This is a genomic window from Vibrio tritonius (genome assembly GCF_001547935.1).
GTDB lineage: Bacteria > Pseudomonadota > Gammaproteobacteria > Enterobacterales > Vibrionaceae > Vibrio > Vibrio tritonius.
The window spans coordinates 1204837-1225158 of sequence record NZ_AP014636.1 but is presented as its reverse complement, the minus strand read 5'-3'; the positions used below and the strand labels follow the sequence as shown (position 1 = coordinate 1225158).

Here is a 20322-nt window from a genome sequence, read left to right as displayed (position 1 = left end):
GTTTATCCTAGTGAATAACCTTTCGAACGAATAGTGCGAATAAGCGGCTCTGCATCCTCATTGCTGTTTAATTTATTACGCAATTTGGAGAGATGCACATCCAAAATATTGGTTTGTGGATCAAAGTTATAGCCCCATACCCGCTCAAGCAGCATGTTGCGCGTCACCGTTTTACCCCGATGTTCCACCAGCACTTGTAATAGCTTGAATTCTTTACTGGTTAGCAGCACATTTTTGCCGTTACGTGTCACCTTCTGTTGTTCTAAGTCGATATTCACACTGCCAATTTGCGTGGTGTGCTGCGACGTGATTTTTTGCGAACGATGATAAAGGCGTTCGAGTCTGAGTAATAATTCAGTAAAGTCGAAAGGTTTACCTAAATAATCATCTGCACCCGATTTAAGACCTAATATTCGGTCAGATGTTTGATCATTCGCTGAGAGAATTAATACCGGTGGGTGAGGAGTATTTTGCAAATTATTTAATACTTCAATCCCGGTCATTTCAGGCAGCATATTATCCAGTACCACCACATCAAACACTTCGTTTTGAATTAATGCTAGTGCTTGCGCTCCGTTATCAGAGAGCTTACATGTGTGCCCGTTAGATTGCAGTTTACTGCTGATCCAATGACTGACAGGGATTTCATCCTCAACGATGAGAACACGCATGGTTTTTCCTTAGTTGACAAAACTGACACAGATTTACAAAACGCGAACAATATTAATGATAACCATTCTCAATATCAACTGTTAATGTATAACAATAGTAATTATTTTTTTGATTGAGATAAAGAGGCTTGATATTGGGCTCGTTAAGCGGTTTTTAGAGTAATAACTTAATTAAAAACATGATGTTATGAAAGGTGGTTGATACTTTTATTAAGCATTCTTAATGTTTGCTGTGTTGAAATGCAAATGAGAATAACTCTTAATACGAGCAAAGAGAGACACCCACACAATCGGTCTTCTCCTTGTCATTTGTAAATAGGAAGTGAAAACATGAAAGCTCAACTGAAAAAATTTATCGCTGATGAAAGTGGTGTAACGGCGATTGAATATGGAATTTTGGCAGCAGCAATGGCGGCAGCCATCGGCGTTATTTTTGGTTCTGATGGTGTATTTGTGACGGCATTGAAAGAGCGTTTCGCCTCAATTGCAGACCAAATTACCGATACCGCAACCACCGATGGCAAATAAGTTCTAGGCAAACGTGGTTATGAATAATTTATTGGTGCTGCAAAGCTTATTAATTCCATTAGGCGTGGTCGTTTTTAGTGACCTGTTTTATCGCAAAATCCATAACCACCTAATTTTGTTTCTTTTGCTGTTGGCGCTTGGTAATGGCGTGTTGTTTTTCGTTGGACTGGGCAGTTATGCCTCGCTTTCACTGGCGCATGCTGCAGCGCAGTTTGGTTGGTCGCTCGTTGGTGCAGTGGCTGTGCTGTCCATCGGTTTTGGCTTGTTTGCGATTGGGCAAATGGGCGCAGGGGACGTCAAGTTGATGGCGGTACTGTGCCTTTTGGTCGGTGGCAATAATCAGGTCGCATTTTTGCTCATCACAGCGCTCGCCGGTGGCGTGCTGGCATTGCTCATGCCTTTTATCCGCATCGTTGAAATGGCGGGAGCAAAGTGGATTTTGCAACTCTCGACCATGATGCCTTGGCTACGAATTCCAGTGCCACAAGCCGCGTATACACGACCCAATACCGCCGGTTTGCCTTACGGCTTAGCGATAGCCGCTGGAGCTATTGTCTCCCTAACTACTCCTTTAACTCATTAGAGATTGTTTTTTCTATGAAAATTTCATCAGTGTTGTTTGTTTCTGGTGCACTGGTATTCGCCCTAGGTGGCGCGTTTATCGTCCGAGGAATGACCGTTACTCCGGCCAAGCCTGTTCATCCTAAAGTGGATATCACCCCTGAGCCAGCTCCGATTTATGCCCCTGTGTTAACCGCTGGCCGAGAGCTTCATCCTGGCGATTTTATCGGTGCAAACGATGTGTACTGGAAGCAAGTTGACCGTGATTATCCGAGTGAATTTTATTTCAAAAAAGAGCCGGGTGGTTTAACTGAAATTTATGGTTCGACCGTCAATCAACTGGTGCCAAAAGGTGAACTTCTTACGTACGACGTGGTGGTAAAACCGGGGCAGCCGGGCTTTATTGCATCGGTATTAACACCGGGAAAACGCGCGGTTGCAATACCAACTGATGCGGTTTCGAGTAGTTCAGGTCTTGTGCAAGCAGGGGATCATGTCGATGTCATTTTGGGACTTGAAGATAAACAAAGCGGCAAAAAATCAGACAAAGACGATGCGTTAATGAGCTTTCCTTTTGTGGCTTCACAAACGTTAGTGACTAACGTGCGAGTGCTTGCGCTCAACAACAAAGAGCGCAGTGCCCTGCGCATAAAAGAAGACAAAGAGAAGTCCAAAGAAAAAGCGGTTTACCCAGAAACAGTGACTTTAGAAGTAACGCCCAAACAAGCAGAACGTCTGACGGTTGCGCGCGAACTTGGCAACTTACAATTGGTGATTCGCGCCGTGAATGATTCAACGACGGAAGAGACTTCCTCCGCTGAACTCGCGGCCCGCGATGTGACGACCTTAAGTGACACGACCGATGTTTATAAACAATTACAGAGTCCAGCGGCGACCGTCATTCAATATCAAGGTTCAGTCATGAAAGCAGCTCAAGTCTCTAACTAGATTGCTTAGCCTACCCATATCTCTCACAGCCTTGTGAATAAAAGGAAATAACGTTAATGAAGACTTTTCACTCTTCAAGAAAACTCTTTACGGCTTTTATGCTGCTCAACGCATGCTACGGAATGACTGTGGCACAAGCTGCCTCTGCGGGTCAAACCACGCCGCAGACCATGTCCTCAGCTCAGGCTTTTTCGCAAGCCAAAGTAACGGACAAGATTACCTTGACCGTAAAACATGGTACTTTGCTGACCTTGCCTGAAAGGGTGACACGCGTTCTTATTGCTGATCCAAAAGTGGCCAGTTTTCATACGCCATCTACCAATACCATTTTTGTGTATGCAGAAAGCGCAGGCAGCACCACCTTATATGCGCTTAACAGTGAGGACAAAGTAGTTCTCGCTGCCACTATTCAAGCGGATTTTGATTTGCCTTTGTTAACTAAACAGATCAATACCGAAATTGAAGGTGCCAACGTTAAGCTGATGCGTTCAACGGAAAACGGCATCATTGTTCGCGGCTCTGTGCAAACTCCCCAACAGTCTAAACAAGTGATTGACGCGATTACTGCCTTTACTGGTGGATCTTCTGACGACAAGGGCGGTGGTGGTCAAGGTGGCCAAGGGGCGCCTGGCGGTCAAGGTCCGGCGGTGCGCGTGGTTAACCAATTGAAAGTGGAACTGTCGGCGCAAATCAATATCAGTGTCCGTATTGTCGAAGTGGCGCGTAGCTTGAGTTCGCAACTGGGCTTTAGCTGGGAAGCCTTGCTTGATAACGGCAACAGCTTTATCCGCAATACTGGCACCTCTCTGTTTGATGCCACAACGGGCGTCTTTTCCGGTAGCACCGTCACCAATGCAATGGCAGGTGGTGTTTCTCATAGCGGCAAATTGGCAGGCGTATTAACGGCGCTCTCTTCGAATGGTATGGCGAGCATTTTGGCTGAGCCGAACCTAACCGCCATGTCCGGTGAAACCGCTGGCTTTGCTGCAGGTGGTGAAGTGCCAATCATCATCATGACCAACAACAACATCACTATCGATTACAAACAGTACGGGGTGATCATGCGCATGACACCAACCCTGCTGTCGCCAAATCGCATTAGTTTGCACATTGCGCCAGAAGTGAGCGATCTCTCTGATGAGGGATCGGTTGAGTTAGCGGGTAATGTTATCCCAGCGTTTAAAGTGCGCCGCGCTGATACCACTGTCGAGCTGGCGAGCGGACAGAGCTTTGCTCTGGGAGGCATGCTGCGCTCTAACGTTAACCAAACCGTCAATGGCGTACCTGGGCTGCGCAATATCCCGATGCTAGGCCGTCTTTTTGAATCGGAATCTAACGAGAAAGAAGAGACTGAGCTGGTGATCATCGCCACCGCATATGTGGTCAGCCCTACTCAAGCGGGTGAACTGCAAACCCCGGGTAAAGGCATTAAACCGCTGGATAACTCGATTCCTGAAAAAGCCTCTGCTGGCTACCTATTTTAATCATCTGGGAGTGACATTATGCGTTTAACCATTTCTTTAGCGATTGCATGTGTTCTGCTGACCGGATGTGAGCAAACCATCAACCATTGGCGTGAAGGTGATGAAACCGTTGCAAGCGGAAAAAACTACCCGATTAAAGTGGCACCGACGGTATCCGCCGTCTCTTTGCAACTCACTGAACACAAGGGATTAAGCCCTGAATCGATGCAAAATCTCAACTCGTTGCTGACCAATCAGGGCAGATTGTCCAAGCAGCAGCTCACGATTCAGCCTTATTCCAATGATGGCCAGCAGTTTGCCAACAAATTGCATGCCGCACTGCAACAGGCTGGCGTAATTGATGTGCGTATTTTGCCGATGACTTATCAAGCCGATAAGGCGCAGTGGGACTTGCGCGTACAGTCGCAGGCATTGGTGGTTACCGTGCCAGATTGTCGGATTCACGATGCGAGCACATGGACGATAAAACCCTATGAAGCGATTGGTCCTTTAGGCTGTGCAACGCGCGCTAACCTTGCGCGCATGGTGAGCGACCCTGCCGATTTATTACGTGCCAAGGAGCTTGGGCCAGGCGATGGCGAAGCCGCTTTACAAGCGGTTAAGCGTTACCAAGAAGATGAGCTAAAAGAATTGCTCGATATCGATTTCAACGAAGACTAACCACGAGGTGAGCATCATGAGTGAACAACAACTCCAATACACAGCAGATGAGCTCGGTTCGATTGTCCTGTTTACGACTCAAAAAGATCAGGTGGCCTTGTACGCCGAGGATTTTCAACGCCTTAACTGTGCGCCGGAAAATGTGTTTCTCGGCAATGTGGAAAAGGCAACGCAATGGGTAAAAGACAACGCAATCCCTATGGCGATGTTTGTTGATATCGATCAGGAGCACTACCCATTAGAGAGCTTAGCCAGCTTGATTGAAGTGACTGGCCCAACGTGCAAAATCGTTGCCTTAGGCTCGCAGGTTAACCTCGATTTGTATCGCAATATGTTGGCGCAAGGCATTTTTGACTACCTGCTAAAACCGATCACCTTAGATCGCCTCGCCGCGACGTTAAGCTGCATGAAAAAAGGCGTGCTTGAAGAGCAATTAATCGGACGAACAATTGCTGTCACTGGCGTGAAAGGGGGATTAGGAACGTCAACGATCGCATTTGGTATTGCGCAAATGTTGGCTAATCAGTCACGTATTTCAACGGCGCTGGTCGATTACGACCGTACCAATGGCTGTTTAGGTCTACTGGCGGGCATCAATCAAGATGGCGGTTTGGATGGCGTTCTCAAGTCAGACAATCTGGATGTGCGTTATTTGCACCGTTCGATGACCCAAGTGTCGGATAAATTGTCGTTGCTTAACCAAGTGCCAAACTATCAAGTGGCGGAGGAACGATTAGCTGACGACCACGTGCTAACTCTTGGTGCAACCTTGTGCCAAATGTTTAATCAAGTGGTGTGGGATTTGCCTGCAAGCCAACCACAAGGTGCGCTTGAGGTACTTAACTGTGCGCAGAGCCGCATTATCGTAGTCGATTACACTGTCACTGCAGCGCGTAATACCTTGCGCCTGTTGGAGAATATCGGCGATGAAACGGACGGTCAGCGCATTGTTATCGTGGCGAATCTGCGTCAAGAGACGTCTCAATCGATCAGCCGTCAAGAGTTTGAAAAATTCATCGGTCGTCGTATCGATCTTCAATTGCCAACCGCGGGTAAGGTATTGGAACAGCAGCTGCTTAAAGGCCCGTTAAAGGTCTCTGAGTTAGGCGAATTTAGCTCGGCATTAGCGCATTTGGTGGATCTAGCATGTGGTCGTCCCACTGTAAAAAAAGAGAAGCGTAATCTCTTAGCGCTCTTCTCAACTGTGTTTGAGAGGAAAGCATCATGATGTTAAAAATGCCGCGTAATAGAGTGCGCGAACCTGTACGAGAAAGTGAGCCAAGCCAGCCTGCGCAAGAGAGTGGGCTGACGAAGGTAGAGCGTACTTCACAGCAAGCGAGTAACGAGTCTGCCGCAGCCAATGCCCACTTACGTGTGGTGCGCGATTATCTTTACGAGCAGATCGACCCGATGAAAGTGGCGTCGATGAAGCCAGAAAAATTGCAGCAGCAGATCAACGATTTGATCCGCTCGATTTGCGATACCCATCGTTTGCAGTTTTCTGCAGAAGAAGAGCGCCACATTAGCCAGACGATGTTCAACGAGATGATCGGTATTGGGCCGATTCAACCTCTGTTGGCCGACGATTCAGTCAACGATATTTTGGTCAACGGTGCGGGACAGGTCTTTGTTGAGCGCTTTGGCAAATTGGTGCTGACACCGATTCATTTTATTGATGAAGAGCACGTGTTCAATATTGCCCAGCGTATTGCTGCGCGCGTAGGGCGTCGTATCGACGAAACCCATCCGATGGTGGATGCGCGTTTGGAAGATGGCAGCCGTGTGAACATCATTACCCATCCTTTGGCGCTTGATGGTACTACTATTTCGATTCGTAAATTCATGCGACGCAATATGTCACTCGAAATTCTGGCCGACAAAGGGGCGATGAACGACGAGATGATCACCATCTTAAAACGAGCGATGAAAGCGCGTTTAAACGTGATTATTTCTGGTGGTACTGGTGCGGGTAAAACCACGCTGCTCAATGCGTTATCACAAAACATCAGTAATGAAGACCGTATCATCACCATTGAAGATGCCGCCGAACTGCAACTGCAACAAATTCACGTGGTGCGTTTAGAAACGCGCCCAGTGAGCGCCGAAGGGGCAGGCAAAGTCGATCAGCGCGATCTGGTGCGAAATGCACTGCGTATGCGTCCTGACCGGATTATTTTGGGTGAGGTGCGTGGCGGAGAGAGCTTCGATATGTTGCAAGCCATGAACACCGGTCACGATGGTTCGCTCTGTACTGTGCACGCCAATACACCCAGAGATGCGATCATGCGTTTGGAAAACATGGTGATGATGGCCAACATGCAGTTGCCGCTTGAGGCGATTCGTCGCCAAATCGCCAGCGCGGTGGATTTGATCGTCCAAGTTGAGCGCATGAGTGATGGTGGTCGTCGCGTGGTGTCGATTACCGAAGTGTGCGGTATGGAAGACGATGTGATTCAAACGCAAGAGCTGTTTGGTTTTGCCACTCAGGAAATCGATCGTCACGGCAAAGTGATTGGTAACTATGTCTCATCGGGTTTGCAGCCCAATTTCTACAGCTCACATGCTCACTATTTTAGGGAGTATGAATAATGTGGGATCTCATCACATTAGCCCTGTTTGTGCTGATCTTCAGTTCAATTTTAAGTGTGCGTTACGCTGTGGTAGCGCACAACGAGAAGAAATCGCGCACTGCCTTTTTCTCCCAATTAAGGGAAAAAGTCATTGGCCCGCAAACAGAAGAAAAGAGTGAACAAGAAGATGAAATTCGACGCTTTATCGAAGCGGAGCGTTTTTCTTCTTTGCCTCTAATTGGCAAAGCAGCGCAGCGGTTTTGGATGGATTTGTCGCTTTTGGGCTGGCAAGACGCCTGGAAAAAACGGGCACTGATGTTGCTGGCGCCATCGTTTATGGTCGCCATCTTTGTTGCGAAATCTTCTACGTCCCCTTTACTGCTGGCGTTGGGATTAACGGTGATTTTCTTTGTCACCTTGGTGTGGTTTGCCTATTTTCGTGCGATGAAACGCCATCTTCATGAATTTAAGCAAAATTTGCCCCAAGCAATTGATGCGATTATTCGCGCTGCACGTGCGGGCGTACCTGTCACCAATACCTTTGCCATGGTGGCGAGTAACTTACCAGGCCCGTTAGCCACTGAATTTATGTTGATTGATAACTGGCTTAAAGTCGGGGTTCCGCTGCGTGAAGCGATGCGTGACTCTGCTGCGCGCGTGCCTTTAAACGAATATCGCTTTTTCGTGGTGATTTTGGTGATTAACCAAGAGACGGGCGGCAAGCTCAGTGACACTTTGGAAAAGCTAAGTGAAACCTTGCGCGATCGCCAAGAGTTAGCGTTAAAAATCAAAGCCAAAACATCGGAAGTTCGTGCTTCTGCCACCATTGTGGCGTTACTTGCACCGCTCTCTTTGGCGTACATGGCGTTTAACTCCCCTAAAGATTTTGAATTTTTAATTAATGATCCCACCGGCAATAGTGTCTTGATCTACGCGGTCTGCAGCGTGGCTCTTGGGTTGGGTATTACTCACTTTATGATTAAGCGAGTGCTGCGATGATGGAATCTAACGTGTTGTTTCTTGGCTTGGGATTGATCTGTTTAGCTGTAGGGCTAGTGCTGATGGGCATCTACTGTTTTTCGAAGCAGGTCACTTTGTCAGAACGTTTAAATACCACTGAGTCACAAGAACAAAGCAAAGATGAAGATCTGCAGCGCGCAGTGAATCAACCACTTTTTGAACGTTTCCCTTTCCTGCTCGGTTTTGCTAAAGCCGGTGAGAGCTTAGCGGGCACTCAATCCGACCGGATGAAAACCTACCGACTATTGGCGATGGCAGGCTTTCAAGACCGCCGCTTTATTGGTCTGCTCACGTCCAGTAAATACGCTACTGGTGTGGTGTTGGTGATGTCGTTTTTGCTCTTTGGCTTGGATGCAGGGCATCGCCTCACGCTGACTGGTCTTGCGGGGAGCTTGATGCTGATGTTCCTTAGTGGCTTTTTTATTGAGTTGTGGCTAAAAGTGCGCGCCGCGCGCCGTGGTGAACGCCTATCAAATGACTTGCCTGATGCCCTTGATTTGATGGTGATTTGTGCTGAGGCCGGCTTGCCGCTCGCTCGCATTTTAAAAGTGATTTCCAAAGAGTTGATGTTCTCTGCCCCTGAAGTGGCGCAAGAATTGGGTTACACCTACATGGAAATGCAAATTCTGACCGATCGCCGTAAAGCACTGACAAATCTGGCTGAGCGTTGTGGCGTTGACAACATTTCCGCCATGGTGGCGACATTAGTACAAGCGGAACGTTACGGCACACCATTATCTCAAGCATTGAAAACCATTTCTGAAGAGAGTCGTAAAGCCTTGGTACTAGAGCTGGAAGAGAAAACTGGTAAGTTACCGGCTCAGTTAAGTGTGCCGCTAATGACCCTGATTTTGCCACCAGTGATCGCGATGATGGGCGCACCCGCTATGGTGCGTATCGTACGGATTTTGGCCAATTAAGGAGCATAATAATGAACACTAAACTGATATTAACTGGCCTTGTATTGGCACTACTGAGCGGTTGTGCAACTCAACCGGTCAACCTCAATGCTGCGTCTAAACCGCTGCAAGGAGAAGCGCAAGAAGCGTTGACTCTGGCGCATTTATTGCGTGATAACGGTCGTTATAAAGCTTCTTATGAGGTGTACCAAAAGATGGATGATAAGCATGAACTGAGCGATGCGTATCTATTGGAATACGCGTCAGTTGCGGCGTTAGTGGTTCCAGCGGAAACGGCGATTCATCTTTATCAACGAGCGCAAGAAGCACTAGGAAAGAACATTCAACCGCAGCAAAGCGAGGCGATTGAACTTGGCTTGGGTCGAGCTTATTTGCAATTGGCACAACGAGAAGAAGCGCAGCGTCACTTTGAACTGGTGCTAAGTCATAATCCCAATAACGCGACGGCGTTAAATGGGTTAAGTGTGATTGCCAATTATCAAGGACGTACAGCCGATGCGTTGGCTTATTTGCAACGTGCGATGAAGGTGGATGCTAATAATCCTATGGTTCTCAATAACCTAGCCATGACTTATTTGGTCAGTGGCGATACTCATCGCACGATAGAATTGCTGCGAGCAAGGCAAAATACCTTGCCATTGTCGGGTAAGTTGAATTTAGCATTGGCTTACATTTTGGGTGAGCGAACCGATAAAGCACGCCAAGTGTTAAGCAGTGAATTGCCGACGACGCAAACCGAACGTGCGATCGCCCAATTTGAACAGCTGCGCCAGCGTGTTGAGCAAGGAACACCGCTCAGCATAGAAATTGCCGCACTCAGTCAAACGCCAGTGAATTTGGCGGAGGAACATTGATGGCAAGGTCGCTGCGTGTGTTTGAGCGCAAACAAAGGGGAATCGTGTCGGTTGAAGCTGCGCTGATTTTTCCGGTATTGCTGTTTATTTTGGTGATGTTTTTTGAGTTAGCCAGAATTGCGCTGGTGATCATCGCAGTCAACACGTCACTGGAACGTTCGGTGCAACAACTGCGCTTTGAAGACAATTTTTACGCCCTAAAGCAAAATCAGCTTAACCAGTTGATTACCGATAAGATCGTGAATCAGTCTTATGGCTTGGTGAATGAAGAGAATGTCTCGTTAGAGGTGCACACGTTTTCTAATTTGGGCGAGTTTTCTGGTTCATCAACCAAAAGCGGCGACGACAGCCGTGACAGCAGCAGTGATAGTGAGGAAACGCCGGACTATACCAATTCGCCAGTGTTAAACCTGACCTTGACGTTACAGCAAACGTTCATCACCCCATTACCTTCGCTTTTCAATTTGGGAACATCGTATCAGCATGAATTCCAACAAGTATTAGGTGATTTGGTTATTGATGACGATGAGGATGAATCATGAGAGGCAGTTTACGTAAAGCCAAAGGACTGGCTCTGATTGAATTGACGCTGATGATGGGAATGTTCGTGGGGGCGGTGGCCATCATTGCCGATCTCTACACGGTAAGCCAACTGCGTAGTCACTACGACCGAATGTCGCACAACCTAGCTTCTATTATCTCTATTCAGCGCTATATCAGTGCTAAGGACTTGAATCTATTGATTGCCCGAAACATGCCAGAAGCGGATATCGGGGAGTATGAACTCTATATCTACAATGTGAAATTGGATCGCAGTATGGCGTGGCGTCCACTAAGGCGCGGAGCATTAGATGGTATCTGTCCTGAACTTAGTACGGGTAAAAATTTCAGTGCTGATATGCCTGAAGAGGATAGCGAAGATGATCAAAACGCAGTGATCGTGGTGCAGCTTTGTCGTCAGTCCGAGGGGTTAACACCTTTTGCGTCACTATTGTCGCCTAAAACCATTCAAGTGGTGGCATCAAACCGAGCGCGAGAAAAAACCATTCATGTGGATAAGGTTCTGGCAGGGGAGTTAGGAATCGATGAAGACGATGACAGTTGAAGTTAATAAGCGTTCGGCGCTCTCCATGTGGCTGTATAAGCTTTTAGCGCTTGCCAGTCTTGCCATGGCGGTGTTGGGAATTTTGCTGCCGGGATTACCTGCAACGGAGTTTGTTATTCTGGCCGCTTGGGCGGCAGCCAAAGGGTCGCCGACCATTCATCAGTGGATTATGTCAGTGCCGTACTTTCGCCGCATCATCGATAATTGGCAACATGGCGGGGTGATCTCAAGACGCAATAAAGTGCATTCCGCTCTTTCTATGTTGGCGTGTTTTACACTGCTGGTGGTCATGAAAGTTGCTTATCTGTGGCTTGCGGTTGCGGCGATAGGGATGGGAATTGGCGCATTTTTTATTTGGCGTCGCCCAGAGACTCAGGATAACCAGTGATGAACAATATGACTAAGCGTAATGGCGATAAAAAAGCAAAGTAACTTTGCAATTTACGCTATTCCATAAATAAACCATTCACGCCTAAGATGAATTTCTACAGAGATATAAGCAATACGTGAGCAGACTCATGTGGCTGAACTTATTGTGAATGGGATATTGCTAAGTCGTGCTGGGAGAGATTATGTCTGAGCAATTGGTGTGGATTGATTCAGAAGCTATTTGTTGTAAGCATTCATCAATACCGCTTGAGATTGAAAAGATTATGGACATCCGAGTTGTTGAGTACAACAACTCAACAAAGATGAAACGAGCATTATCGATTGCTGTAGTATTTGGCTTTTCATTCTTTATGATTTATCCACTCAGTGCTCTAGTTGCTGTTCCGCTATTCTTTTTAATAAGTTATTTGTTAATTAAAAAGTATGAGCTGAGAGTGACCTTGTGTGATAACCCTGAAATAGGTGCTGTCGAATCGGGATTATGCAAATCTAATGATAGAGATGAATTGGTTAGAGTAGTGAACCAAGTTAACTTTCTCAAAAGAGTATAAATAAAAGCCTTATTGGTATCTTATAGGATAATGCTGTTGCTATTTCTGGTCTTATTCAAAAGCGATTTATCATGTAAAAGTTCGCATCCCAAAGCCAACTTCAACCATCATTGCCTCACCTTGTAAAACAAGCTACATTGCCTGCCAGAATAAATAAGGTTTGGTTTGGTGTTCATGTTTTCTCTTAATGGCTTAGTGAGTCTCTTGTTTTTCGTTTTGGTTGGTGTGGTGACCTATTGGTTTCAGCAGCCTTATTGGGTTTTGCTAGGCTATGCTGTGCTCAGTGTGATCACGTTTTTCTGTTACTTCAAAGACAAGAGGGCAGCTAAACGCGACGATTGGCGCGTCCAAGAAAAAACGCTGCACTTGTTGGCGCTGCTAGGTGGTTGGCCGGGCGCGTTATTAGGGCAAAAAGTGTTTCGCCACAAGACGCAAAAGCAGCCGTTTAAAAGTATTCTTTGGTTCACTGTCATTGTTAATATCGGGTGCTATGTCGTATTGGTGACGCCGATGGGCAGAGAGTGGCTGGCAAGTTACTGGTAGTCATTTGTCTATTGTTTTCATTAAGTAAGCAGCATTTAGCTTAGCCAGTTTCTGATTCAATATACGCCAAGCTGCTTACGAATTATCTTGTTATGTCTTCTGCCACGATTTCATTTCACACTGTTTGTTCCTCGTATTTCCCTAAATCAGTTGCCCTTAATTGGTGTGCTTCCTCAACGATTTTATTCGCTTCACACATTGCGATGACGTTCTTCTTATGAGACTTGGTTAATATCACATTTACTTGTGTAAATATTACGAAATGCTAATTGACTTATATGAGCCAAATCACTATATTTGGTTGCAGTAGCAACTATTGGGATGACAACTAAATGGTGATAAGCAATGTCAACAACGTCTGAACAACCAGAGTGCTTTCCATTAATCCTTGATAATATTGGTTTTTTGCTCGCGAAATCTTGTCATGTTAAAGATCGCTTGCTTGACCAACACTTGGCGTATCCCGCTTTGTCGGAAGAGTTAACGTCAACTCAAGCGAAAGTACTGTTTCAAATTTATAAGTTTCAAAGTTACCGCCCTTCAGACATCGGCAAGATGTTGAATGTCGATAAAAGCAGCATCACCCGTATGGTGGATCGCTTGGAGAAGAAAGACCTGATTAAACGTCAGCCTGATCCTGAAGACCGCCGTTCGTTTTTGTTGTATCTCACCGACAAGGGGCGAGCACTCGTAGCCGAAGCCATGCCACTAGCGATGAATGCATTAGATGAACTTGAGCAAGCATTAAACGAAGAAGAAAAAGCTCAACTTCGTCACTGTTTAAAGAAAATCGTCACCTCTTATATGGGTGAAGAGTGTTTGGCGCAATTATTAAAAGGAACAAAATGAACAAATTAACGCCTCTGGCTGCTGTGATTTCTGTTGCCATGCTCTACGGTTGTGCCGCGCCAAGCGACATTAAACCGACTAATCAGATCAATGATCAGAGTGTGTTGGAACACAGTAAAAGCCTAGCGTCTACTGATCTATCTGCTGCAACTTGGCCACAAAGTGATTGGTGGACAGTGCTCAATGATACTCAGCTCAACAATCTTATCCAACGTGCACTGAAAAATAGCCCAACGTTGCAACTTGCTAACGCTAATCTCAATAAAGCGTCGGCAGCGGTAATGGCGGCGGATGCGCAGTTTGATCCTCAGTTGGCTGCAAATGCTGGTGCCGCTCGTTCACGCTTATCTCGCTCTGAAGACACCGTTTTTCACCAAGGTAATCAGTACAGCACATTGTATAGCTTGGGATTGAGTGGCAGTTACAACGTCGATTTGTGGGGTGGTGAGCGTGACGCATGGGAAGCCAGTGTCGATGCACAACGTGCTGCGCAAGTGGATCATCAAGCCGCGCGTATTTCACTCTCTAGTGGCATTGCCAGTACCTACATTCAGCTTGCTAATGCCTACCGCTTATTGGATATCGCTCAGCAAGACCAAGAGCGTACTCAAGGTATTGTGACCATTACGCAACGTTTGCTGGACAACGGCTTAACCTCCGATGACCGCCTGTATACCGCGCAAAGTAATGCGGCGACCTCACAACAAACGGTTAAACAGCGTTTGCTGGCTATCAAACAGCTTAACAATGCGTTAGCGACCATGGTTGGTGAAGGTCCTGATTTGGCGAATACCATCAAGCGTCCAGCGGCGTTGATGAATACCAAATTGGCGCTGCCAACTGAGTTGCCAGCCAATTTATTAGCTCATCGTCCTGATATTGTGGCGGCGAAGTGGCGTGTTGAAGCGGCGAGCAAAAACATTGCATCAGCGAAAACCAAGTTCTATCCGAACTTGAATTTAAGCGCAATGGCAGGGTTTAGAGCAGTGCTAGGCGATGCGATGTTTGAAGATGTCAGCCGTCAGTGGCGCGTTGCACCAGCGATTTCACTGCCGATTTTTACGCGCGATTTGAAAGCCAATTTGATTGAAAATACAGCAGATTATGATGCTGCAGTTGCTCAGTACAATCAAACCTTGGTCAATGCTCTAGGTGATGTTGCCGATACCGTGTTGGCGCTTCAGTCTGCTGAGCAGCAGTTAAATGACGCGAAAGAGAGTGTGCGCTTAGCCAAGAAAAGTTACCACATCACTGAAAAACGGTATCAGTCGGGGATGGGGAGCCAACTCGAAGTGCTAATGGCAGAGAACCAATTACTTCAGGCTGAATCAGCTCTGACAACGTTGCAAAACCAGCAACAAGAAAAACAAGTGACCTTGGTGAATGTATTAGGTGGTGGATTTTATGACACGCAAACCACTCCATCTCAACAAAACAACCAAGTGACCACAACCAAATAGCTTTCTGAGGTTTAATTAGATATGCAACAGAATAACAATGAAAACGCGTCGGTAGACAACGCGTCTCTTGAGAACAAAGCAAACCGCAAAAAAGGATTCGCCATTTTTGGGAGCGCATTACTTGTGGCGGCTGCTTGTTCAGGCTTTTACTACTTTAACTATGTCGTGGGAGAGCAAAGCACTGAAGATGCCTATGTAAACGGTAACTTAGTGCAGATCACCCCGGAAATCACCGGTACAGTGACACGTATCGACGTGGAAGATGGCGACTACGTAAAACAAGGTCAGCCACTGGTTTATCTCGATGATGCAGATGCCAAAATTGCTTTTGAAAGTGCTGAAGCAAACCTTGCGCAAACAGTACGCCAAGTACGCGCGCTGTTTAACGATCTTGAACAAGCAAAAGCGGTTGTTAAGACCAAGACCATCGCGCTAGAACAAGCGCAAAGCGACTACGATCGTCGTAAAAATATGGTGAAAGCGGGCGGTTTGTCTCGTGAAGAATTAAGCCATGCTCGTGATGTAATGAGCTCTGCTAACCAAGATTTGGCGGCCGCAAAACAACAATTGCAAGCTCGTGAAGCAGCGGTGCATAACACCACGGTGGAATCACACCCTATGGTGAAAGCGGCGATTGCTCAAGTTAAGAAAACCTATTTGGAACAACAACGTACCGTACTTGTTGCGCCAGTATCGGGTTACGTAGCAAAACGTAACGTGCAAGTGGGGCAACGCATTTCCCAAAACTCTAATTTGATGGCGGTAGTGCCACTGAATGATGTGTGGGTGGATGCGAACTTTAAAGAAACGCAATTGCAAGATATGCGCATTGGCCAAAAAGTGGATCTGATTTCTGACCTGTATGGCGACGATGTGGTGTTCCACGGTGAAGTTGAAAGCTTAGGTATCGGTACGGGTAGCGCGTTCTCAGTATTACCAGCACAAAACGCAACCGGTAACTGGATAAAAGTGGTTCAACGTTTGCCAGTACGGATCAAATTGGATGATGAAGAACTGACTGCACATCCACTGCGTATTGGTCTGTCGATGATTGCTGAAGTAAATACCTCTGATACCTCTGGTCCATTGCTATCACAAAATACGCCAGACAAAGCGCTGTACAGCACCAATGTTTACAGCCAATCCCTTGCTGGTGTAGACCCACTTATCGACCGCATCATTGCTGAAAATGATGCTAGCGATAAAAACTACTTGGCTAAAGAGTAATAAGGATCTGCGATGAGTGAGCAGCAACAATTTCGACCAGCGAACATGGCGTTGTGTGTCTTCGCCATTTCACTGGGCGTGTTTATGCAGGTACTCGACTCGACTATCGCGAACGTGTCGTTGCCGACCATAGCCGGTAATATGGGGGTGAGTTTAAGCCAAGGTACTTGGGTTATTACCTCATTTACCGTGAGTAATGCGATTGGCTTGCCAATCACTGCATGGTTAAGTCGCCGTGTTGGGGAAGTGCATCTGTATGTGGGCGCTTTGGTGCTCTTTAGTTTGATGTCTTTCCTTTGCGGTATCTCCCAGTCCATGGGCGAGTTGGTGGTATTTCGTACCCTGCAAGGTTTGGTGGCAGCGCCGCTGTTTCCGATGAGCCAAGTGCTGTTGATGTCGATTTTCCCCAAAGATAAACGACATATGGCGCTTGCCCTGATTGGTATGGTGGCGGTGGTCGGGCCGATTCTAGGTCCTATCCTCGGAGGTTGGTTAACTTACGACTATAGCTGGCCGTGGATCTTCTTTATCAACTTACCGATTGGTGTGTTCACCGTGATGGTAGTGATGAAGCAGCTCAAAGACCGCCCACACAAACCAGAGAAAGTAAAACTGGATGTGATTGGTTTGGCGACGATGGCGCTGGGTGTTGGCGTATTACAAGTAGTGCTGGATAAAGGTAACGACTTGGATTGGTTCTCCAACTCATGGATCATCGGTGGCTCTATTTTTGCCGTCATCATGTTGATCTTTATGGTGATTTGGGAGCTGACCGACGATAACCCTATCATCAACCTAAAACTGTTTAAGAACCGTAACTTCTGTATTGGTACGATTCTGCTGACCTTAGGTTATGCGGGCTTCTTTAGTATCAACTTGATTTTGCCACAGTGGTTACAAAGTCAAATGGGTTACACCGCACTTTGGGCGGGGTTAGCTTGTGCGCCGATGGGGGTGATTCCACTCTTCTTGACCCCGGTGCTGGGACGCTTTGGTCATAAGATGGACATGCGGATGCTGGCGGCAGGTTCGTTTGTGGTGATTGCGATCAGCTGTTATGCCCGTGCTCGGTTTAATACGGAAGTCGACTTTGGCTCGATTGCGATCATTCAGCTCTTTATGGGGATTGGGATTTCGCTGTTCTTTATGCCAATGACCACGATTTTGCTGTCGGATTTGAATGGCCCTGATATCGCCGATGCGGCGTCGTTATCGACCTTTATCCGTACCATAGGTGCGAGTTTCGCTTCGTCACTAACTACCTGGTATTGGTCACATAACGCCAGCTTGCACCACTCAGTGATGTCGGAACACATCTCGGCATACAATCCATTGGTGTCGGGCGACCTTCAGCAGGGCGGTTTGTCGTACCTTGAACGAATGAATGGCACCATTACCACGCAGTCTTACATGATGTCGACCATCGACCTCTTTACGCTGCTAATGGGGCTGTTTATTGTGCTGGTTCCATTTATCTTCTTCACCAAGAAGGCCGCTGCCGGTCACTAAATCTGCTTAAACAAGCAAAGCCCAACTTTATGGAGTCAGTTCACTTCAAAGGTTGGGCTTTTTTATTGGTTTTTTTGTTCTTTCTGCTGACCAAAGCTGGTGCGCCTGCACCACCATTTAGCAAACCTGCAAATGCTCAAGATAGGTATTTTGTCGTACCTGCTGCTGGTAAACCAGCGGTGTAACGTGAACCAGTTTTTTAAACTCTCTAAGAAAATGCGCTTGGTCGCTAAAGCCTAAACCTGAAGCCAAATCGGAAAAGGTGAGGGTATCAAGATGATTGATGCTATAGACCGCAGATTGACAGCGAATGGCGCGAATAAATGTCTTCGGCGTTAGGCCAATATCTTGTTGGAATTGGCGCTCTAACGTTCGTCGGGTATACCCAGAATAACGCTCGAGATCTTGCACTTGAATATTGCCTTTCTCTTGGCAGATTTTGGCGACAATCTGTGAAGTGAGTCGTGAAGGCGAGTGCAGCTGCTTTAGCGCTAGAAAGCCATTGATTAACTCCACCCGCTCTAAGAAACTGTGGGCGCGAATCACTTGTTCGCAAATGAATTGGCTGTCGCTGACCACATCCACAAAGCGTGACTGATGCTCAATCAATTCAGGGGCGGAAACATTAAGAAAATCAGGCACCATGCCGGGAATAAAGCGCACGCCAAAGTAGTGATGATGTGGTGTAAAGGTGACTTCACGAGCTTGTAGCGTTGTGCCACAAACGAGGCCGATAGGGGAGTCTCCATCACAGTCGAACAATAGGTCAATACAGCCATCGGGAATGGCGATAGTTTTGCCCAATTCGTTACTCATTGTGAAACTGTAAAAATGGGAAATATAGGGGTGATTGGGTGGTTTATGGGCGAAAAACTGCTCCGCACTTAAGACAAACCAAGGTTGTTTTGAATGAATTCCTGCCACGTGTTCACGTGTGATAAATTCCGCCATAATGCAATTCCTTTGCGTTTATTTGAGCCAAATTTCGGCGCTCTTTCTTTCCATTTCACTCCGTACTAAGCAAACAACACGCCAGATCGCGACCTGTTCAAAACAAATTCGCTATGTCGCAAAAATTCAATACAGCGCGAATTTCCCTTGTCACACTCAAATTTCAAAAGATGCCTGTGCTGCACATTACCCCTGTTATCAAGTGAACACAGCACACTGAGGATGAGGCATCTTGGTATTGATTAATGACGAACAAGGTGGATGTATGTCAGCAAATACTCATATCGATTTTATTTATCTTTCTGAACCAGACATGATCAAAGCGGGCGTGACCAACATGCCGCAATGTATTGATGCAATGGAAGAGATGTTTGAATTGCTCTATAAAGGCGACTATCGCATGGCGGGCGCAAATAACGACTCCCACGGTGCGATGATTACGTTCCCAGAAGAATCCCCTTTTCCTTTGATGCCAAAACCAACCGCTGATCGTCGTTTAATGGCGATGCCTGCTTACCTTGGCGGCGAGTTTCAAACTTGTGGCGTGAAATGGTACGGCTCTAACATCGCTAACCGTGAAAAAGGTCTGCCAAGATCGATTCTGATGTTCATTTTAAATGACGTTGTGACTGGTGCGCCGCTCGCGTATATGTCCGCAAACTTACTTTCTGCTTACCGAACTGGCGCTGTCCCAGGTGTGGGTGCGCGTCACCTAGCACGTAAAGATAGTAAGGTCATTGGTCTACTTGGCCCGGGTGTGATGGGCAAAACCGCCGTTGCAGCGTTTATCTCTGAATGTCCGCTCGTGGATACGATTAAGATCAAAGGTCGTGGGCAAAAAAGCTTAGACAGTTTCATGACGTGGTTGGCGGCAACCTACCCACAAGTCACCACAGTGCAAGTCGTTGATACCATCGAAGAGTTGGTGCGTGGTAGTGACATTGTCACGTATTGCAATTCTGGCGAAACGGGTGACCCAAGTACTTATCCTGAAGTGAAACGCGAATGGGTTAAAACGGGAGCCTTTCTCGCGATGCCTGCATACTGCCGTTTAGATGCGGGAATGGAACAAAACGATATCCGTAAAGTTCTCGACAATACAGGGCTTTACCAAGCGTGGTATGAAGAAGCGCCAAAACCTGCTCATCATCATATTCCCATTATAGGCGTGCGTTTTATGGACATGATCGCTGAAGGCACCATTACCCTCGATGACCTAGAAGACATTGGCAAGATCGTCGCAGGTGACGCACCAGGACGCACTAGTGATGAGGAGGTCATCATCATGTCAGTCGGTGGCATGCCAGTTGAGGACGTTGCATGGGGCACCAAAATCTATCGTAACGCCATAGAAAAAGGCATCGGTGTATCGCTTAACCTTTGGGATACTCCCGCCCTTAACTGATCGCGTGTGTTGTCTCACGCATATCTTGAGTCGTTTTCAATTTATCTATTCAATAGACCGTTACCTGTATTGGGCCAACGTGTTGTGATGTTTTGCTGACCTATAGGATGTAGTGG

At 46.9% G+C, this 20322-nt stretch carries 22 protein-coding genes; 20 read left to right on the top strand and 2 right to left on the bottom strand.

The annotated features are described in order from the left end of the window. Positions 1 to 2: 2 nt before the first annotated feature. The gene (locus tag JCM16456_RS20780; RefSeq protein ID WP_068718080.1) at positions 3 to 671 is read right to left on the bottom strand and encodes a response regulator transcription factor; all 669 of its coding nucleotides are present in this window, start codon (positions 669 to 671) and stop codon (positions 3 to 5) included. A 330-nt stretch (positions 672 to 1001) separates the two neighbouring features. Between JCM16456_RS20780 and JCM16456_RS20775 the strand changes: the two genes are divergently transcribed. From JCM16456_RS20775 to JCM16456_RS20685, 19 genes are all read left to right on the top strand, one after another. Further along, entirely contained in the window at positions 1002 to 1199 is a 198-nt protein-coding gene (locus tag JCM16456_RS20775) for a Flp family type IVb pilin (protein WP_068718075.1), read from the top strand. Positions 1200 to 1218: 19 nt separating this feature from the next. Further along, the gene (locus JCM16456_RS20770; RefSeq protein ID WP_068718073.1) at positions 1219 to 1782 is read left to right on the top strand and encodes an A24 family peptidase; all 564 of its coding nucleotides are present in this window, start codon (positions 1219 to 1221) and stop codon (positions 1780 to 1782) included. Between the two features lie 14 nt (positions 1783 to 1796). Further along, positions 1797 to 2708 carry a Flp pilus assembly protein CpaB gene (gene cpaB, locus JCM16456_RS20765; RefSeq protein WP_068718071.1) on the top strand — a complete coding sequence of 304 codons (912 nt, stop codon included), beginning with the start codon at positions 1797 to 1799 and terminating at the stop codon, positions 2706 to 2708. A 56-nt stretch (positions 2709 to 2764) separates the two neighbouring features. Further along, the gene (locus JCM16456_RS20760) at positions 2765 to 4192 is read left to right on the top strand and encodes a type II and III secretion system protein family protein (RefSeq protein ID WP_068718070.1); all 1428 of its coding nucleotides are present in this window, start codon (positions 2765 to 2767) and stop codon (positions 4190 to 4192) included. A gap of 18 nt (positions 4193 to 4210) precedes the next feature. Beyond that, positions 4211 to 4852, top strand: coding sequence for a CpaD family pilus assembly lipoprotein (locus tag JCM16456_RS20755; RefSeq protein WP_068718069.1), 642 nt, complete (start codon positions 4211 to 4213; stop codon positions 4850 to 4852). Positions 4853 to 4868: 16 nt separating this feature from the next. After that, positions 4869 to 6080 carry a hypothetical protein gene (locus JCM16456_RS20750; RefSeq protein ID WP_068718068.1) on the top strand — a complete coding sequence of 404 codons (1212 nt, stop codon included), beginning with the start codon at positions 4869 to 4871 and terminating at the stop codon, positions 6078 to 6080. Next, on the top strand, positions 6077 to 7441 hold the full coding sequence (locus JCM16456_RS20745; RefSeq protein ID WP_156430614.1) for a CpaF family protein: 1365 nt from the start codon (positions 6077 to 6079) through the stop codon (positions 7439 to 7441). The genes JCM16456_RS20750 and JCM16456_RS20745 overlap by 4 nt, the downstream gene beginning before the upstream one ends. Then, positions 7441 to 8421, top strand: a complete 981-nt coding sequence (locus tag JCM16456_RS20740) for a type II secretion system F family protein (RefSeq protein WP_068718064.1) — start codon at positions 7441 to 7443, stop codon at positions 8419 to 8421. Before JCM16456_RS20745 ends, JCM16456_RS20740 begins: the two co-directional genes overlap by 1 nt. Continuing rightward, positions 8418 to 9362: a type II secretion system F family protein gene (locus JCM16456_RS20735; RefSeq protein WP_068718063.1), complete on the top strand. Its 945-nt coding sequence runs from the start codon at positions 8418 to 8420 to the stop codon at positions 9360 to 9362. The genes JCM16456_RS20740 and JCM16456_RS20735 overlap by 4 nt, the downstream gene beginning before the upstream one ends. Positions 9363 to 9373: 11 nt before the next feature. Next, positions 9374 to 10216 carry a tetratricopeptide repeat protein gene (locus tag JCM16456_RS20730; RefSeq protein WP_068718061.1) on the top strand — a complete coding sequence of 281 codons (843 nt, stop codon included), beginning with the start codon at positions 9374 to 9376 and terminating at the stop codon, positions 10214 to 10216. Continuing rightward, a complete protein-coding gene (locus tag JCM16456_RS20725) occupies positions 10216 to 10758 on the top strand; it encodes a TadE/TadG family type IV pilus assembly protein (protein ID WP_068718059.1) in 543 nt (180 codons plus the stop codon). The genes JCM16456_RS20730 and JCM16456_RS20725 overlap by 1 nt, the downstream gene beginning before the upstream one ends. Continuing rightward, positions 10755 to 11321: a hypothetical protein gene (locus JCM16456_RS20720; protein ID WP_068718057.1), complete on the top strand. Its 567-nt coding sequence runs from the start codon at positions 10755 to 10757 to the stop codon at positions 11319 to 11321. Before JCM16456_RS20725 ends, JCM16456_RS20720 begins: the two co-directional genes overlap by 4 nt. After that, entirely contained in the window at positions 11302 to 11709 is a 408-nt protein-coding gene (locus tag JCM16456_RS20715) for a YbaN family protein (protein ID WP_082712402.1), read from the top strand. The genes JCM16456_RS20720 and JCM16456_RS20715 overlap by 20 nt, the downstream gene beginning before the upstream one ends. Before the next feature lie 184 nt (positions 11710 to 11893). Further along, complete coding sequence (locus tag JCM16456_RS20710) at positions 11894 to 12262, top strand: hypothetical protein (RefSeq protein WP_068718053.1); 369 nt, start codon at positions 11894 to 11896, stop codon at positions 12260 to 12262. Between the two features lie 174 nt (positions 12263 to 12436). Then, a complete protein-coding gene (locus JCM16456_RS20705; RefSeq protein WP_082712401.1) occupies positions 12437 to 12805 on the top strand; it encodes a DUF1294 domain-containing protein in 369 nt (122 codons plus the stop codon). A gap of 345 nt (positions 12806 to 13150) precedes the next feature. Continuing rightward, the gene (locus JCM16456_RS20700; RefSeq protein ID WP_068718051.1) at positions 13151 to 13654 is read left to right on the top strand and encodes a MarR family winged helix-turn-helix transcriptional regulator; all 504 of its coding nucleotides are present in this window, start codon (positions 13151 to 13153) and stop codon (positions 13652 to 13654) included. Beyond that, entirely contained in the window at positions 13651 to 15114 is a 1464-nt protein-coding gene (locus JCM16456_RS20695) for an efflux transporter outer membrane subunit (protein WP_068718049.1), read from the top strand. The genes JCM16456_RS20700 and JCM16456_RS20695 overlap by 4 nt, the downstream gene beginning before the upstream one ends. A 21-nt stretch (positions 15115 to 15135) precedes the next feature. Next, positions 15136 to 16341 (top strand): efflux RND transporter periplasmic adaptor subunit, encoded by a 1206-nt coding sequence (locus tag JCM16456_RS20690; protein ID WP_068718048.1) that lies wholly within the window; start codon positions 15136 to 15138, stop codon positions 16339 to 16341. A 12-nt stretch (positions 16342 to 16353) separates the two neighbouring features. After that, a complete protein-coding gene (locus JCM16456_RS20685) occupies positions 16354 to 17850 on the top strand; it encodes a DHA2 family efflux MFS transporter permease subunit (protein WP_068718047.1) in 1497 nt (498 codons plus the stop codon). A gap of 117 nt (positions 17851 to 17967) precedes the next feature. Here the strand turns inward: JCM16456_RS20685 and JCM16456_RS20680 are convergent, their stop codons facing one another. Then, positions 17968 to 18801 (bottom strand): AraC family transcriptional regulator, encoded by an 834-nt coding sequence (locus JCM16456_RS20680; RefSeq protein WP_068718046.1) that lies wholly within the window; start codon positions 18799 to 18801, stop codon positions 17968 to 17970. A 265-nt stretch (positions 18802 to 19066) separates the two neighbouring features. On the opposite strand from JCM16456_RS20680, the gene JCM16456_RS20675 reads away from it, so the two are divergent. Beyond that, the gene (locus tag JCM16456_RS20675; RefSeq protein ID WP_068718044.1) at positions 19067 to 20206 is read left to right on the top strand and encodes a tyramine oxidase subunit B; all 1140 of its coding nucleotides are present in this window, start codon (positions 19067 to 19069) and stop codon (positions 20204 to 20206) included. Positions 20207 to 20322: the final 116 nt, after the last annotated feature.